We start from the raw sequence: 14344 nt of genomic DNA on the forward strand, positions 1-14344 counted from the left end.
TAGTAGGTATTTCACAATCATTAAACAGGTTGCATATTTGAATGTAACAAATTGTTACTTAAACCTGTTGCCGTTATGATGAAAAAATTAAGCCTTTTGAGGTTGTTTTCCTGCCTGCCGTTGATAGCCATCATCATACCCGATGTTACCGAGTTAATTATCAACAACCAGTTTAAGTTACCTTTTTTCCATATCATAAGTGGTGCCATGCTTATAGTTACCATTGTGATATGTACGCTGGTTATCCGTTACCTGAAAAAGCAACAACAGGTAAAAATGCAGTACCAGCAAGTCTGATTTCGATACCTCCCTAAAACCCCATCACTATAAAAAAACGGCGCGGAATATCCGCGCCGTTTTCTGTTAATATTTGTTTTCTCCTGCTTATTTAGCTTTACCAAATTCGCCGTTAGCTTTGATGGTTACTTCGTCGCTTACGATGGCGTTACCGAATTTAGCACCGAAGTTATAGTCTGAACGTTTGATAGTACCGGTTAACTGGAAACCGGCATCATCAGCTTTGCTCATAGGGTTTTGGATAGTACCGCGGTACCATAAATCAAACGAAGCCGGTTTGGTAACACCGTGTAAAGTTAAGTTACCGGTAAGTTTGTAGTGTTTATCAGATGTTTTGGTGATAGCAGTGCTGGTAAAAGTAATAGTTGGGTAAGCAGCTACATCAAAAAAATCCGGGCTCGAAATGTGTTTATCGCGGTTATCATTATCAGTTGATACAGACGCAGTTTGAATGCTGATCTGGAATTTAGCGTCGCTGAAATCAGGTTTTGTAGCAGTGATGGTAGCATCGTAGTTTTTGAAAGTACCGTCAACGTCAGATACCAATAAGTGGGTTACTGTAAATTTAACGTTCGAGTGTGCTTTGTCTACAGTCCAGGTAGTTTGTGCTGATGCTGCCGTGTAAGTAAATGCTGCTGCTAACAGGATAAGAATCTTTTTCATTGTTTTAAATTTTTTTTTGTTTTTGATTTATGGCTCAAAAGTAGAGAAATGATTGTGACTTCAAAAATTAAATGTTCAAACACTTAATTTATTAAAATCGGATGACAATATACTACTAATTTAGTGGGGTATCAAAACAAAATTAAAAATATCGGTATCACTTTGGGGATAAAATAATGCTCTGTATCTCAGTTTATGGAAATGTCGGGCTGATACACCATAATGATAGCAAGCGCAATTATTAAAACAAAGGAAACGGTTAACAGGATATCTACCAGCAACTTTTGATTTTCGGGTTTCATGATATTACTATTGTTTAAACAGTAAAGCTGCAGGTAAGCTTTTAAATTGGTATGTATTGAAAACGGATTGAAGCAAAGCTTATTGTTCCGCCAATAATAAGGATTGAAAAAAAATCCTTTTTTAAAACTTAAATCCCTGATACCTGTTATTACCTCATAATTGAGATTTTTCAAAAACTAAAGTAATTATGTGAATAGCCGGGCCTAAACCCGGCTTTTTTATGTTGTTAGGTATTTAACTCCTCCTCTATTTTTTGTGAAATCTCCCCGAAAAAAAATCATCCACCTTTTCATTAAACTCGTCGGCATGTTCAACAAGCGTTGCGTGGCCAGAATTTGGTAAAATCCAGAGGTAAGCATTTTTGATATTTTCGGCAATCTGAACGGTGTGCGTGGTAACAATCACATCATGATCGCCGGCAATGATAAGCGAGGGGCATTTGATGGCTTTTAAGGCCGATAGCTTAATATTAGGTTCCCTATAATCAAGCAAAAACACCTTACGGTCGTTCCTTTCCTTATCAGTTATAAATTTGTGGTCTTTTTTATCATTATATTCTTTCACCATATCGCGCCATACTGATGGCACGAGAGCAGTTGAATCGGGCCAGAGGTTTGCCCCGGTTGATGCCAGGCTGATCACTTTTTGGGGATGGCGCATAGCCAAAACCAGTGCATTGATCCCGCCATCGCTCCAGCCCAGTACATAGGCCGAATCGATATGCATCACATCAAGCAGCGCCGCAAAATCGTCGGCCATCATCTCAAATGTTAGCGAATCGCGGGTATCTTTTGATTTACCGTGCGCCCGACTGTCTACCGCTATTACTTTATACTTTTTTGCAAAGTAAGGGATGTTTTTTTCAAAGACTCCTATGCTTCCGCCGTTACCATGTATCATTAACAATGGTTTGCCCGTGCCGTACACTTCGGTGTAAAGCTTTATTCCGCGTACATCATAGTATTTGCCGGCTACGGCATTATCGCCATAAATAATTCCCTTTTGCTGGCTGCAGGCTGTTAATGCAAGGCATGTGAGCATCAATAAAAAAAGTTGTTTTAACATCATGACCGGTTTAATTTTTAGTTGTTTAAATATACACAGATAATGCGTTGCCTGTAAACCGGTTGCAGGCTACGTATTTATTTTTTTGATTCGCCTGTAAATCAAACATGTACTATATTTGCCCCCTTTAAATAAAAACACTTTTTAAACCATACAGGTAAAACAATATCATACCTATAAGTATTATAGAATGAATTATTTATAAACCTGTATACAAATATTGTTCATGCCTGCTACCGTGCCCACAAGCCATAAAATAATTCCGCTGCTTAGTTTCTTGATTTGCCTGTTTATTTGTCAATGCTGTTACAGCCAGCAAAATGCGCCGGTTGCCAATCATTTTAAATTTAAAACAGTAATTATTGATGCAGGGCATGGGGGGAAAGATCCGGGTTCGCACGGCGCTTATTCCAAAGAAAAAAATGTATCGTTAAGTATAGCCAAAAAACTGCGCGATGCCATTAACGATGAAATGAGCAGCGTTAAAGTGATAATGACCCGGAGCACGGATGTGTTTATTGAACTACATAAACGCACCGATATTGCCAACGATAATCATGGCAACCTTTTTATTTCCATCCACTGTAACTCATCGCCGCAGCGCAAAGGCACGTCAAGAGGCACGCTTTTGCTTGTATACGGCTTTCACCGCAGCGAAGAACAACGCGAGGCCCTGCGCGAAAATGCTTCGATATTTATTGAAAAGGATTATAAGCAAAAATATAACGGCTATGGCGACGATGCTGTGGTGAATACCATTGTACTCAACGCCTTTCAGCAAAAATATCGTAAACAAAGCATCCGTTTTGGCGATCTGGTTGATCACCAGTTCCGCAAAGCCAATGGCCGCCATAGTCTTGGGGTAAAGGAACAGGGCGTGCTGGTACTTGCGCAAAGCGGCATGCCGGCCGTATTGGTTGAAACCGGCTTTATCAACAACCCGGCCGATGAGGAATACCTTAACTCAGCCTCTGGACAAAACGAAATTGTGCGATCAATTGTAACAGCACTTAAACAGTATAAAAACGATTTGGAAGGAAACTAATAATGCCGGTTGAACAATTTGATACCATTGAATACCTGGCCAGCGGCACCCTGCGGCAGGTTCAGGCTTATCGGTTGTTAAACAAATACCGGGTTATAGATGTGCTCCTCCCCTTTTCGCCTATACTAACCGGAACTATTCCAATTAATATCGATATCGAAAGCAGCGATTTGGATATTATATGTCAATACACTACTACCGATGGATTCAGCCAACACTTGGAGGCAAAATTTTCAGTTTTCGAAGATTTTTCGATCAAAACTTTAGATCTCGCCGGGAGCACTGCTGTATTAGCGAACTTTTGCCTCGATGGGTTCCCTGTTGAAGTTTTTGGCCAGCAAATACCTGTAAAACAACAAATGGCCTACAGGCATTTGCTTATTGAACACCAATTGCTGCTGCAAAAAGCCGAAACATTCAGGCAGCAAATTATCGATCTAAAAAAACAGGGAATGAAAACCGAACCTGCTTTTGCCGTGACACTCGGTTTAGAGGGCGACCCTTACACAGCTTTACTAAACTTTGAAGTTTAATTATTCTGTTATTTGGCCCGCGGTATGATAAAACCATTATTTACCGCATCCATTCCAATTTTAGGGTAATATTCCATTGCCGCAGGAGCGGATAATAACAGCAACATTGATTCATCCCCAATGGCCTCCTTAGTTAACTGAACCAGTTTTTTGCCTATCCCCTCTTTTTGATAATCTTTATTTACTGCCAGATCAGACAGGTAGCAGGCATAACAATAATCGGTTAGCGCGCGCGATACGCCTACCAGTTTTTCACCATCCCAGGCGGTTATTATAAGGTTTGAATTTTGATACATTTTGGCAATCCGCGGGGCGTCATGTGTGGGGCGATTTAAACCTGCCGAATTGTAAAGTTCGATAACTTGTTGAGCTGAAGGTATTGTACCTGTTTGGTAAGTGGTGTTCATGCTTATAAAAAATTTAATAATGTCAAAAATACTCGGAGGTGGACTATTCTATATAAGCCAGAATTAAAAAAGCAGATAGTCCACAAACCCATATTGTAAAAACACATAGCATTTTTACAAACATTAGTATTTATAAACTTGTATTTTTATAGGGTAAACCCATCATTTCAAACAGCTTATCATCCTGCTTATGGCACCTGTACAAAAAACATCGCGCAGAAATTTTATTCGTAATGCCTCATTGGGCATTGGCTCGTTGGCCTTGAGCCCGACGTTAATACAACTGGCAGCAGCAAAGCCCGCCAAAAAGTTAGGCATTGCGTTAGTTGGCCTGGGCTATTATTCGGGCGGGCAACTGGCTCCGGCCCTACAGCAAACCCAACATTGCTACCTGGCGGGCATTGTAACAGGCACGCCATCAAAAGCAGTTGACTGGGCCAAAAAATATAACATCCAGCAAAAAAACATCTACAATTATCAAAACTTTGATGAGATAGCCAAAAACCCGGATATAGATATTGTATACGTGGTGTTACCGGTAAGCATGCATAAAGAATATACTATACGGGCTGCACAGGCCGGTAAGCACGTAATATGCGAAAAACCGATGGCCCTGAACGCTGCCGATTGCAAAGATATGATTGCAGCCTGCAAAAAAGCAAACAGGTTATTATCCATAGGTTACCGCCTGCACTTTGAGCCGCATACTATCGAGCTGATGCGTCTTGGTCAAAAACAGGTTTATGGTAAGGTAAAAAGCATTGATACCGGCAACGGCTTTACCTATGGCGGCGATCCCAACGCATGGCGCTTAAAAAAAGCCCTGGCCGGCGGCGGTGGACTGATGGATATGGGGATATATTCAATCCAGGGTTCGCGCTACACACTTGGACAGGAACCTATCAGAGTTAAAGCCACCCAGGAAAAAACCAAACCCGATTTGTTTAAAGAAGTTGATGAAACTGTTTTTTGGGAGCTACAATTTCCCGGCGGACAAAAGGTTACCGGTAAATCGAGCTACAATCATGATTGGGGCTATCTTAAGGCCGAAGCCGAGAAAGGTAACTTTGAGCTTGGCCCGGCCTTTGGATATGGCGGTATTGATGGAAAAGTGAATGGCAGCCAGATGCAGTTTCCGCAAATAAATCAACAGGCGGCGCAGATGGATGATTTTGCCCTGTGCGTAACGCAAAATAAGCAAAGCCGGGTTCCGGGCGAGGAAGGGCTAAAAGATATGCTTGTGGTTGATGCCATTTACCGCAGCCTTGACAGCGGCAAATGGGAAAAGATAGGTTAATATTTAACGCCTTATGGTATATAGCCGCTTAATTAAGCGGCTTTTTTATTACCACTTTTTAAAAATCACAAACACGGCCAGCACTATCAAACCAAAACCAACCAAATGGTTCCAGCCCAGCTTTTCGTTTTTAAAAAGCAGGGTGGTAAATACCATAAATACGGTAAGTGTAATAGCCTCCTGGATAGTTTTTAGCTCTACCAATGAGAAAGGACCACCGTTTTCTTTAAAGCCACCCTCGTTGGCAGGCACCTGGAACAGGTATTCGAAAAAAGCCAGGCCCCAGCTGATGAGGATAATGGCTATCAGGCTGAGGTTTTTGCCCCAGGCGTATTCCTTAAATTTTAGATGCCCGTACCAGGCAAAAGTCATGAATGTGTTGGATATAAACAGAAAACCGATTGTACGTAAAGCCTTCATTTAAATTTTATTATTGTTTAGCGCGTTAAAACAACAACACTACCGCGCGTTTGTTAAACAACAAAGGTAAACAATGATTAAAACTTAATTACAAGTTCGGCTCCGATAGTAAATGAATTCCAATTTGCCGAGCGGCTATCACTTGGATCGGTTTGAGATTCGGCTTTTTGTGTATAGAAATTATATTTCGATTCGATATTTATACCTAAACGGGTGGTTAACGGGAACGAAATACCTGCCTTTGGTGCATAATACAACGAGGTTTTATATCCGTCAAATACAATCGGATCTAATCCATTATCGAAAACATAAGCTAAGCCAAAGTTGGTAAAATACGCTCCGGTATTAACGCCACCATAAACCCTGAAATTATCAGCTATATCGATATTATAGACCACTCCAAAACTTGCCGAAAACGCGGGCATATTGGTGTTTTTTTGTGTAATTCCATCGCCTTCCACAACGGGCTCATCAGGCTGGAAGTTTCTGTAGCCTACGTTAAAGTCAACCGTTAATGGCCCTAAAAACCTGTAAATGCTGGTATTAACGTTAATAGCCGGCTTAAAAAAAGAGTTAAATTCTCCCTGCGGTACGTCAACACCGGTACCAAAAGCCACGCCCCAGCCATCACTAAAGTTAGTTGCTCCGTTGCCTCCGCCGCCATAGGTTAAGCCCCGGGTTGAGCGGTGTTGTGCCATGACAACATTAAAGCAGCAGGATAAAATAATGGTGAAACAAAAATTACGACAAAAGCCTGATTTTTTTAAAATAGCGGTATATGCTTTACCTGCTAAGTTTTGATAACAATGTTTAGGATTCATTTACCGGTAAAAGTACTAAAAAAACAGCATAAGCAAGCTGTTTATTAGCATTTTGTGCCTTAAAATAAAGGCAACAAAAAACCCGGCGGTTAGCCGGGTAATAGGTTTCGGGGTACTAAACTGTTATATAAGTTTATAAACTGGTATGCATATTAAAGTACAAACCTGTGCAAAATAGCCTACAGTTCTGTACTGGCAGCGTTTTGTGCTTTGCTGATTTGGGCAATCCGCAAAGTACAGAGCACTATAAAAAGCAATAAAAAACATTCAATGTAAATACGAACCGGCGACAGGTTGTTAAATGATCCGGTTATCAATGTGGCTGCATCGGGCAGCAATAATCCAAACAACGGAAGGCAGGCAAACATTCTTAAAATGGTTAGTTTTTCCATAGTATATCGGTTTGGCATCACAATATACAACTAACAGGAATAATAAAAAAGAATATTTATCAAAAAGAAATAAAAAAATTTCAAATAGGTTAATTAATACAATTTGTTTATCTAATGATAAATACAATATGCTATTCGGGAAAAGGTGGTACTTTAATTATGACAGCTTACAATGCTCTTCAATATGACGGCCAATCTCCTGCAGCGGGATTGAATGATCGCCAAAACGGTGTTCAACTATTTCCCAATATCCCTCGGTTAAGCGGGCAATGGTATAAAACGATGAGTAATTGATGACGCTAAATGTAGTTTGATTAGTAACCGAGGGGATAACTTTATAAGTCCGTTTACCAACGTTTAGTAAAAAAGGTTCCATGGCGCTGTTTGTACAAAGCTATCATGTAACTCACACACCTGCAAATATAACCTACCCCGTATTTTAACCCACCAAAATGCGTAGAAGTACGCAGTTTAAAAAGGCATGGCCCTCACCAGTTCAAGCACATTTTGCTGCAAAGCAGGGTCGTTTTCAATAATTTGCTCCAGCTCCACATCGTTTGAAACGTAAACGATGATAAAGTTTTTATCCTGGTTCCAGAAGTTGCCGCTCATCACCACCTTGCCGCTATTTTTAAGGTTTTGATAATAATTTTCCCTTGCTGACAGGCATTGCAGGGCATGCGCAGTATTATCATTCTCTTCAAAAAACAGCATCACATGATGCGGATCTTTATAGGCTGATGCATGTATCATAATTGTTTATTTTGTTTTTATAGATGATTTTAATTTTGTGTTAAACAGGTAACTTCGGTTAAAATACCGCCCGGTGCATTAAAATAAAACCCAAAGCCCCCGCGCAAATTTCCCGGTGCCCTTTCGGTAGCAAGTCCGGCTTTCTTAAGCCCCTCATAAATCTTATTTACCTCATCGGCAGTATCAACTAAAAAACCGATGTGAAACATTTCGGGATAGGTGTTATTTCCCTTACGGTTAGAGGTATCGGCCATTAGCACCAAAACAAAACCGCCTGTGCCTTCCAATATGGCCAACATATTTTCGCCTTTCACTTCGGCGATTTTAAAACCAAAGTGCTGTTCAAAAAAATGCGCGCTGGCTGCAACATCCGTCACAGTTAAATTAATATGGTTAAGTTTTAAAGTTGCGGTCATCATGGCTTTTATGGTTTGAGGGCTTTTAATACCAGTTGGAGGGTTTGGTCCATCAGCTTATCATCCAGCACAAAACTGCTGTTTACATAACTGTTTCCCTGGGTATGAAATTTTATAAGCTGATAAAGCGGCGCGTAAGCTATAGCCCAGTAAACCTCAAAAGGCAGGGGCAAAAGCTGTTTCTTCTCCTCGGCATTGCGCATAAACAGCCCCAGCACCGATCCGAAATTTGTGCTGAGCATCTGGCTCACCTTTTCGTAAAAGTTGGTATAACGCATAATCTCGATAAACTCCATATCGAGCGGGTTATGCAAAAAATAGTGCAGCCGGTTATACCATTGTACCTTAAGTCCTTCGGCAAAATCCATATCGGGCGAAAAGTTTTGAAGGCTGAAAGCCATCATTTTTTCGGCGGCGCTTATACACAGGCTGGTAATAAGTTCTTCCTTGTCTTTATAATAAATATAGATGGTAGCCGGCGATACCCCTGCCGCTTTGGCCAGTTTATTAATGCCAAAACCATCGAGGCCATCGCTAACTATCATTTCTATCGCCTTTTGGCGAATTTGTTGCTCTTTATGTTCGTCGCGTGGTCGCATATCGCAATAAATATAAGTGAGCGTTCGTTTATTTAAAAACTAATATGACCACTTTACACAATTCTGACTTATGTTTTAAAAACTCAGGCTATTAACTTAAAATAAGCTACTACCAAAACTGAGATGATTATGAGCGGGATAGTCCATAAACTGCGCTTTAAGCTTTTTACGGAATTGCGATATTTAAGAATGTTGAAAAAAATATAAACAAGTGTTGCTACACTGATAGCTGCGCTTATACCAACAACTATTTTATTATCAACAACATAAACACCCAGCAATGGTATCACAATAATTAGCGATAACAGAAAACTGTACTTTTCCCACCATAGGGTTTTTACATTAAGCGTAATGGGTTTGATATTGGCCAAAACCTCTTCAAGCCTTTCATAATCTTCAATTTGTTTGATGATGTTTATCTTTTTTAGCGGATCGTTACTGATACCTTTAATCACAAAATTACCGTTGGTCTTTTTTTCGATGGCGGTGATTTCGGTTAAAGGGATATACAAATCGGCCCATTTATCCTGCTTGCGGGTTATGCCCTGTTCACCAATGGTAATGCTGTAGCTTTCGTAAATCTTTCGGCGCTTTTTAAATGCCCTCGACATTAAAAAAGAGTACAATAAAATCATAAAAATCAAATAACCAACCCAAAACGTAACGTCATTGTTGTTGGCATCCCGCATTGTGTAAACAGAAAGTGCTATTAATAAAATGGTTACCAGCGAAACCGACCTGATAAGCATCTTTTTTTGCAGGGCGGGATATTGAAGCGGATCGAGTTTAAATTGTAAAGGTTCCATCAATGTTGTATAAGATATCGGCTGTTCAAACATACAAAATAAAAGAAATCTTCATTAGCCTTAAAAAGCAATTATACCGGTTTTACAGCTATTTTTAGCCCGATGAATATTATCAAATCTTTAGCTGTTTTTATCATTGCCGGCCTTTGCGAAATTGGCGGCGGATACCTGATCTGGTTATGGCTAAAATCCGACAAACCGTTGTGGTATGGTATCACCGGCGCAATTATCCTTGCATTGTACGGCGTAGTGGCTACCTGGCAAAGTGCAGGCTTTGGCAGAGTGTATGCGGCCTACGGAGGCATTTTTATACTGATGGCCCTGCTCTGGGCCTGGAAAGTTGACGGCTTTAAGCCCGATAAGTATGATATAATTGGTGCAATTATAGCCATGCTTGGCGCTTGCATTATTATCTTTTTCCCACGTAACAAGTAATACCAACCGGCGGCGGCCCTCTCCTGCTTATTATAAAATTTTAATCTACTTACTGTCAAGCCTATACAAACTATCGGCTTTGAAACGGGCTTACACCTGAAACAAGCAGGCCGGGTTTATGTTATCCGGATAAGCTTAATTATAAGTTTAAACATAGCAGGAATACTTAAAAACAAAAGCCGCCTGACTACGGTTAACAGTAAAAAGCAATAAATGTGATTTTTTTATTTAAATTATAAAGAAACAATCCGTACCTTAGTATTGTCATACTAAATGTTAGTAATTATGGAAAAATTAATAATATTGAGAATGTTCTTCTGCTTCCCTCTTTTTGGGTTGATCCTTCCTGATGCAGGTGTATTACTGTCAAACAATGCCGGTCATGTTCCCGTAAGTCACCTAATTATCGAATTAGTTTTAATTCTTTGCATTTCGCTTTGCAGCGCGCTTATCTTATATAAAAGGCGCAACCAAAACGGAAGCGGTAATGAGGCTTCGTTTTCATAATATCGATCATCAGCTGACCAGAATGCGATGAATTGTGGCTTTAAATCCCCAATTTATCCCCATTATTTCCGAATTGTGGCGGTTACAGTCTTTTTTATGTGCATTTTACTGCGGTACGTGCTTTGCTATATTCAATATTAGTTTTTTTATTGATATTTGGTAAACCACTATTGGGTTCATGAAAAAAATTCTGCTTCTACTTCTGTTACCGTTATATTCATTTGCCCAAACTGCGGGCACTTACATCCAAAATGGCAACACCAAAGCCAACCAGCGCGACTACAAAGGTGCCATACAGGATTTTACCCGTGCTATTGAATTAGACAACAAAAATGCCGAAGCCTTTTATTACAGGGCGAATGCCTACGGCAATACTAAAGATTACAAAGCGGCCATTACCGATTACACCCGCGCCACAACTTTAAAACCCGGCTTAACCAACGCATACCTGTATAAAGCAAATGCCGAAGCGGCCATACAGGATTACCAAACTGCCATTGCCGACTTTGACCACGCCATTAACCTGGGCCCCAAAACGGCCGACATGTTTCACTACCGGGCCAATGCCAAAAGCAACATGAACGATTACGCAGGTGCAATTGCCGATTTTACCACAGCCCTGCAGTACACGCCCAACGATGCTGATTTATATAAATATCGCGGCCTTGCCAAAAACAATAAAGGTGATTTTGCCGCAGCTATAGCTGATTACAACATGGCTATTAAACTAAGCCCGCGAAGCGCCGAGGTTTATCAGTACATGGCGGGTACCAAAGCCAATATAAATGATTACAAGGGTGCCATTGCCGATTACACCAACTCGCTTACCCTTAACCCTAATAATGCCGAAGCTTATTTTTACCGCGCAAATATTAAAGCCAAACTTACTGATTATAAGAGCGCCGTTGACGATTATAAAAAAGCTGCTGCCATTAATCCGAACATTCCAAACTTGCTGCTTTATATGGCCAATGCGCAAAACAGCATGGGCGATGGTAAGGGATCGCTTGATTATTTTAACAAAACCATCGGCCAGTTTCCAAACAATGGTAAATTGTACGCCTACCGGGGTATTGTAAAAAGCGACCAGAAAGATAATCAGGGCGCGTTGGATGATTTTGATAAGGCCATAGCACTTGGCGAAAAAAACGCAGATATTTATCAAAGCCGTTCGTTTTCAAAACTGGCTTTGGGTGATCATGCCGGAGCCAAACTGGATGCGGATACCGCAATTAGTTTAAACCCGAACAGCGTAAGTGCCTACATCACGCTAAGCAAGGCCAAAATGGCTATGAAGGATACCGCCGGTGTAATTGCCGATTTAACCAAAGCCATTGGCTTAAACAGCAAAAGCGACGAAGCTTACCTTGCCCGGGGCGACGCCTATCGCGATTTGGGTGTACCGCTGGCAGCAATTAATGATTATACCAAAGCCATTGCCATTAACCCGGCCTACACTTATGCATTCCTGAACCGGGCTATCGAAAAAAACAAAATGGCGGATTATGCTGCGGCAGTAAAAGATCTGGAAAAACTGATCAGCCTTTCTCCTCAGCAACAAACCGGTTATCAGCGCCTGGGTAATATTAACAACTTTTATAAATACACCAACAACGGTGTTCAGTTATTTACAGCAGCCATAGCATTAAATCCGGCCAATGCCAATTATTATCTTTATCGCGGCGAGGCTAAGGCGGCTGCCGGCGATGATAAAGGCGCAATGGCCGATTATAATACGGCAGCAATAAAAAGCCCCAAAAACATCACCATATTGCTAAAACGCGCTATAGCCCGGGCCGATATGGAAGATAACAACGGCGCTATACTGGATTTAACAAGTGCTTTGAAAATTGATTCGCTTTCCGATTCTACTGCAATGGTCTGGCAAACCCGGGGTGCTGTTAAATTGAAGCAAAAAAATTATAAGGACGCTATTGCCGATCTTGACCGTGCTGTGTCAGTTTACTCAACCGATGAAACATTTTTATTGCGGGGCGACGCCAAACTGGCGCTGAAAGATTATGCCGGGGCAGCCGATGATTATCACAACGCCACCTACATGAACGAGAAAAACGTTAAAGCTTACGCCCACAGCGGCCTTGCCAAAAGTTATATAGGCGATGCCCAGGGTGTAAAAGACGATTTTACTGCGGCGCTTAAACTCGAACCCAACAATGCCGGTACGCTTGTTGACAGGGCAACGGCCAAAATTAATCTTAAAGACCCCAACGGGGCCATACAGGATTGCAACACCGCCATCAGCATCGATTCAAAAAACAGCAGAGCTTACTTACATCGGGGCCTCGCCAAAATGGTAATTAATGATAAAACAGGCGCCTGCGCCGATATGAATAAGGCGCTTGCCATGGGCTTAAAAGAAGCAGCAGAATATGTAAGTAAATATTGCAGGTAAAACTTTTTATTCGTATTTTTCGTAAAACAAGAAACTATTAACTGATCTATAAATAACACCAAGCCCCGCAAGGGGCTTTTACATTTAGCTGATATTCAGTGTTATTACACAGCTTTTTTTTCGGACACATGCAGCTGTTCGCGCAATTCTTTAAGCTCTATTTCATAAGCGCGCATCCGGGCCTGTAAAATATCAACTTCGGTACGCATCATCTGAATCTCGGTGATCAGTTTGGCCGACTCGGGTTTGTTGATCATTTTTTCGCCTGTGCCGAGGATAAGCCATTCGGGCGAGTATTTGAGCTGAAAACAAAGTTTACGGATGAGATAATAGCTTATATCCTGCTTTTTGTTGATCACCTTGCTGATGAAGCCCTGGTCAACCCCAATGGCTCCCGCAAGTCCTAACTGGCCGCCGTGTTCTTTCACAACAACCTTTAACCGTTTTATAATAGCTTCATCAGACATACGTGACTGCAATAATAAACATTTTGTTTATCCGGGCAATACATATTTATTTTATTGGCTCAAAGGGTCGAAAAAACAAAAAAGGTCAGATGCCCCAACAGCAAATGACCTTAAAATAAAACTAACCAACAAAAACTATATACAATTAATAAATCAGCACGTTTAATTACCTCGCTCCTGCCTTTTCAAGCAAATCGCTCAGCCTGTTGTTGTACGCCTGCATGGTGATACGGCCATTATTATAGTCGTAAGTTACCTGGCGCAATTGCACTTCAATCTCCTGTTTAATATTGGCAGGCATTGCGGCATTATATGTATTTGCAGCAAGCACTGTGTTTATTTCATTAAGCTTTTGCCCCATGCTTTGCATCATCAGCAGAGGCTGCACATCATTTGTACTTTTTAACAAGGTATTAACCCGTTTACGTTGCTGTTTATCAAACTGCAAAATAAGAAATACCAATACCGACCCGCCTATCAAAAAAATATAAAAGTAACTCATAATAAAACCCTATATCAAACACTTGTTATACATTTTATTACGATATTGGTAAATATAAGGTTGCACAGTAATTTAAACTTTTTTAAATGTTTAGTTAAATGAAAAACATTTTGTGGCAATAATTGGATTTATACATTTACAAATACGCCGAAAAAGCCCACATTTGCAATGTTTATACTTTAAACGAAAACATAAATTTCCAC

Annotated in this window: 19 protein-coding genes; 6 read left to right on the forward strand and 13 right to left on the reverse strand. The window is 40.7% G+C overall.

The genetic code is table 11. From position 1 onward, the window contains the following. Window positions 1-75 precede the first annotated feature (75 nt). Window positions 76-297 carry a hypothetical protein gene (locus tag HYN43_RS14195; RefSeq protein ID WP_162996475.1) on the forward strand — a complete coding sequence of 74 codons (222 nt, stop codon included), beginning with the start codon at window positions 76-78 and terminating at the stop codon, window positions 295-297. Between the two features lie 87 nt (window positions 298-384). On the opposite strand, the gene HYN43_RS14200 is transcribed toward HYN43_RS14195, so the two are convergent. Together HYN43_RS14200 and HYN43_RS14210 are read right to left on the reverse strand one after the other, a co-directional pair. Next, window positions 385-960: a YceI family protein gene (locus HYN43_RS14200; RefSeq protein WP_119409973.1), complete on the reverse strand. Its 576-nt coding sequence runs from the start codon at window positions 958-960 to the stop codon at window positions 385-387. A 549-nt stretch (window positions 961-1509) separates the two neighbouring features. Continuing rightward, window positions 1510-2331 (reverse strand): alpha/beta fold hydrolase, encoded by an 822-nt coding sequence (locus HYN43_RS14210; protein WP_119409975.1) that lies wholly within the window; start codon window positions 2329-2331, stop codon window positions 1510-1512. 223 nt (window positions 2332-2554) lie between these two features. On the opposite strand from HYN43_RS14210, the gene HYN43_RS14215 reads away from it, so the two are divergent. Together HYN43_RS14215 and HYN43_RS14220 are read left to right on the forward strand one after the other, a co-directional pair. Continuing rightward, entirely contained in the window at window positions 2555-3373 is an 819-nt protein-coding gene (locus HYN43_RS14215) for an N-acetylmuramoyl-L-alanine amidase family protein (RefSeq protein WP_119409976.1), read from the forward strand. A 2-nt stretch (window positions 3374-3375) separates the two neighbouring features. After that, window positions 3376-3906 carry a DUF4269 domain-containing protein gene (locus HYN43_RS14220; RefSeq protein WP_119409977.1) on the forward strand — a complete coding sequence of 177 codons (531 nt, stop codon included), beginning with the start codon at window positions 3376-3378 and terminating at the stop codon, window positions 3904-3906. 8 nt (window positions 3907-3914) lie between these two features. Here the strand turns inward: HYN43_RS14220 and HYN43_RS14225 are convergent, their stop codons facing one another. Beyond that, window positions 3915-4313, reverse strand: coding sequence for a GNAT family N-acetyltransferase (locus HYN43_RS14225; RefSeq protein ID WP_119409978.1), 399 nt, complete (start codon window positions 4311-4313; stop codon window positions 3915-3917). Window positions 4314-4503: 190 nt separating this feature from the next. Between HYN43_RS14225 and HYN43_RS14230 the strand changes: the two genes are divergently transcribed. Beyond that, window positions 4504-5610, forward strand: coding sequence for a Gfo/Idh/MocA family protein (locus HYN43_RS14230; RefSeq protein WP_119409979.1), 1107 nt, complete (start codon window positions 4504-4506; stop codon window positions 5608-5610). A 48-nt stretch (window positions 5611-5658) separates the two neighbouring features. Here HYN43_RS14230 and HYN43_RS14235 read toward each other — a convergent pair whose 3' ends face one another. From HYN43_RS14235 to HYN43_RS14270, 8 genes are all read right to left on the reverse strand, one after another. Further along, entirely contained in the window at window positions 5659-6030 is a 372-nt protein-coding gene (locus HYN43_RS14235) for a DMT family protein (RefSeq protein WP_119409980.1), read from the reverse strand. 77 nt (window positions 6031-6107) lie between these two features. After that, on the reverse strand, window positions 6108-6728 hold the full coding sequence (locus HYN43_RS14240; RefSeq protein ID WP_119409981.1) for a hypothetical protein: 621 nt from the start codon (window positions 6726-6728) through the stop codon (window positions 6108-6110). Window positions 6729-7030: 302 nt separating this feature from the next. Continuing rightward, the gene (locus HYN43_RS14245; protein ID WP_162996476.1) at window positions 7031-7243 is read right to left on the reverse strand and encodes a hypothetical protein; all 213 of its coding nucleotides are present in this window, start codon (window positions 7241-7243) and stop codon (window positions 7031-7033) included. Between the two features lie 157 nt (window positions 7244-7400). Beyond that, window positions 7401-7619, reverse strand: a complete 219-nt coding sequence (locus tag HYN43_RS14250; protein ID WP_119409983.1) for a hypothetical protein — start codon at window positions 7617-7619, stop codon at window positions 7401-7403. A gap of 95 nt (window positions 7620-7714) precedes the next feature. Continuing rightward, window positions 7715-7996, reverse strand: a complete 282-nt coding sequence (locus HYN43_RS14255; protein WP_119409984.1) for a YciI family protein — start codon at window positions 7994-7996, stop codon at window positions 7715-7717. 29 nt (window positions 7997-8025) lie between these two features. Continuing rightward, window positions 8026-8415 carry a VOC family protein gene (locus tag HYN43_RS14260; RefSeq protein ID WP_119409985.1) on the reverse strand — a complete coding sequence of 130 codons (390 nt, stop codon included), beginning with the start codon at window positions 8413-8415 and terminating at the stop codon, window positions 8026-8028. Between the two features lie 5 nt (window positions 8416-8420). Then, window positions 8421-9011, reverse strand: a complete 591-nt coding sequence (locus HYN43_RS14265; protein WP_119409986.1) for a TetR/AcrR family transcriptional regulator — start codon at window positions 9009-9011, stop codon at window positions 8421-8423. Window positions 9012-9094: 83 nt separating this feature from the next. Beyond that, window positions 9095-9817 (reverse strand): hypothetical protein, encoded by a 723-nt coding sequence (locus HYN43_RS14270; RefSeq protein WP_162996477.1) that lies wholly within the window; start codon window positions 9815-9817, stop codon window positions 9095-9097. A 102-nt stretch (window positions 9818-9919) separates the two neighbouring features. Here HYN43_RS14270 and HYN43_RS14275 point away from each other — a divergent pair, with 102 nt between their 5' ends. Together HYN43_RS14275 and HYN43_RS14280 are read left to right on the forward strand one after the other, a co-directional pair. Continuing rightward, window positions 9920-10252, forward strand: a complete 333-nt coding sequence (locus HYN43_RS14275) for a YnfA family protein (RefSeq protein ID WP_119409988.1) — start codon at window positions 9920-9922, stop codon at window positions 10250-10252. 685 nt (window positions 10253-10937) lie between these two features. Further along, entirely contained in the window at window positions 10938-13172 is a 2235-nt protein-coding gene (locus HYN43_RS14280) for a tetratricopeptide repeat protein (protein ID WP_119409989.1), read from the forward strand. A gap of 104 nt (window positions 13173-13276) precedes the next feature. Here the strand turns inward: HYN43_RS14280 and HYN43_RS14285 are convergent, their stop codons facing one another. Further along, a complete protein-coding gene (locus HYN43_RS14285) occupies window positions 13277-13639 on the reverse strand; it encodes a helix-turn-helix domain-containing protein (RefSeq protein ID WP_119409990.1) in 363 nt (120 codons plus the stop codon). Between the two features lie 166 nt (window positions 13640-13805). After that, entirely contained in the window at window positions 13806-14141 is a 336-nt protein-coding gene (locus HYN43_RS14290) for a hypothetical protein (protein ID WP_119409991.1), read from the reverse strand. Window positions 14142-14344: the final 203 nt, after the last annotated feature.

Origin of the sequence: Mucilaginibacter celer, assembly GCF_003576455.2 — a bacterium.
GTDB lineage: Bacteria > Bacteroidota > Bacteroidia > Sphingobacteriales > Sphingobacteriaceae > Mucilaginibacter > Mucilaginibacter celer.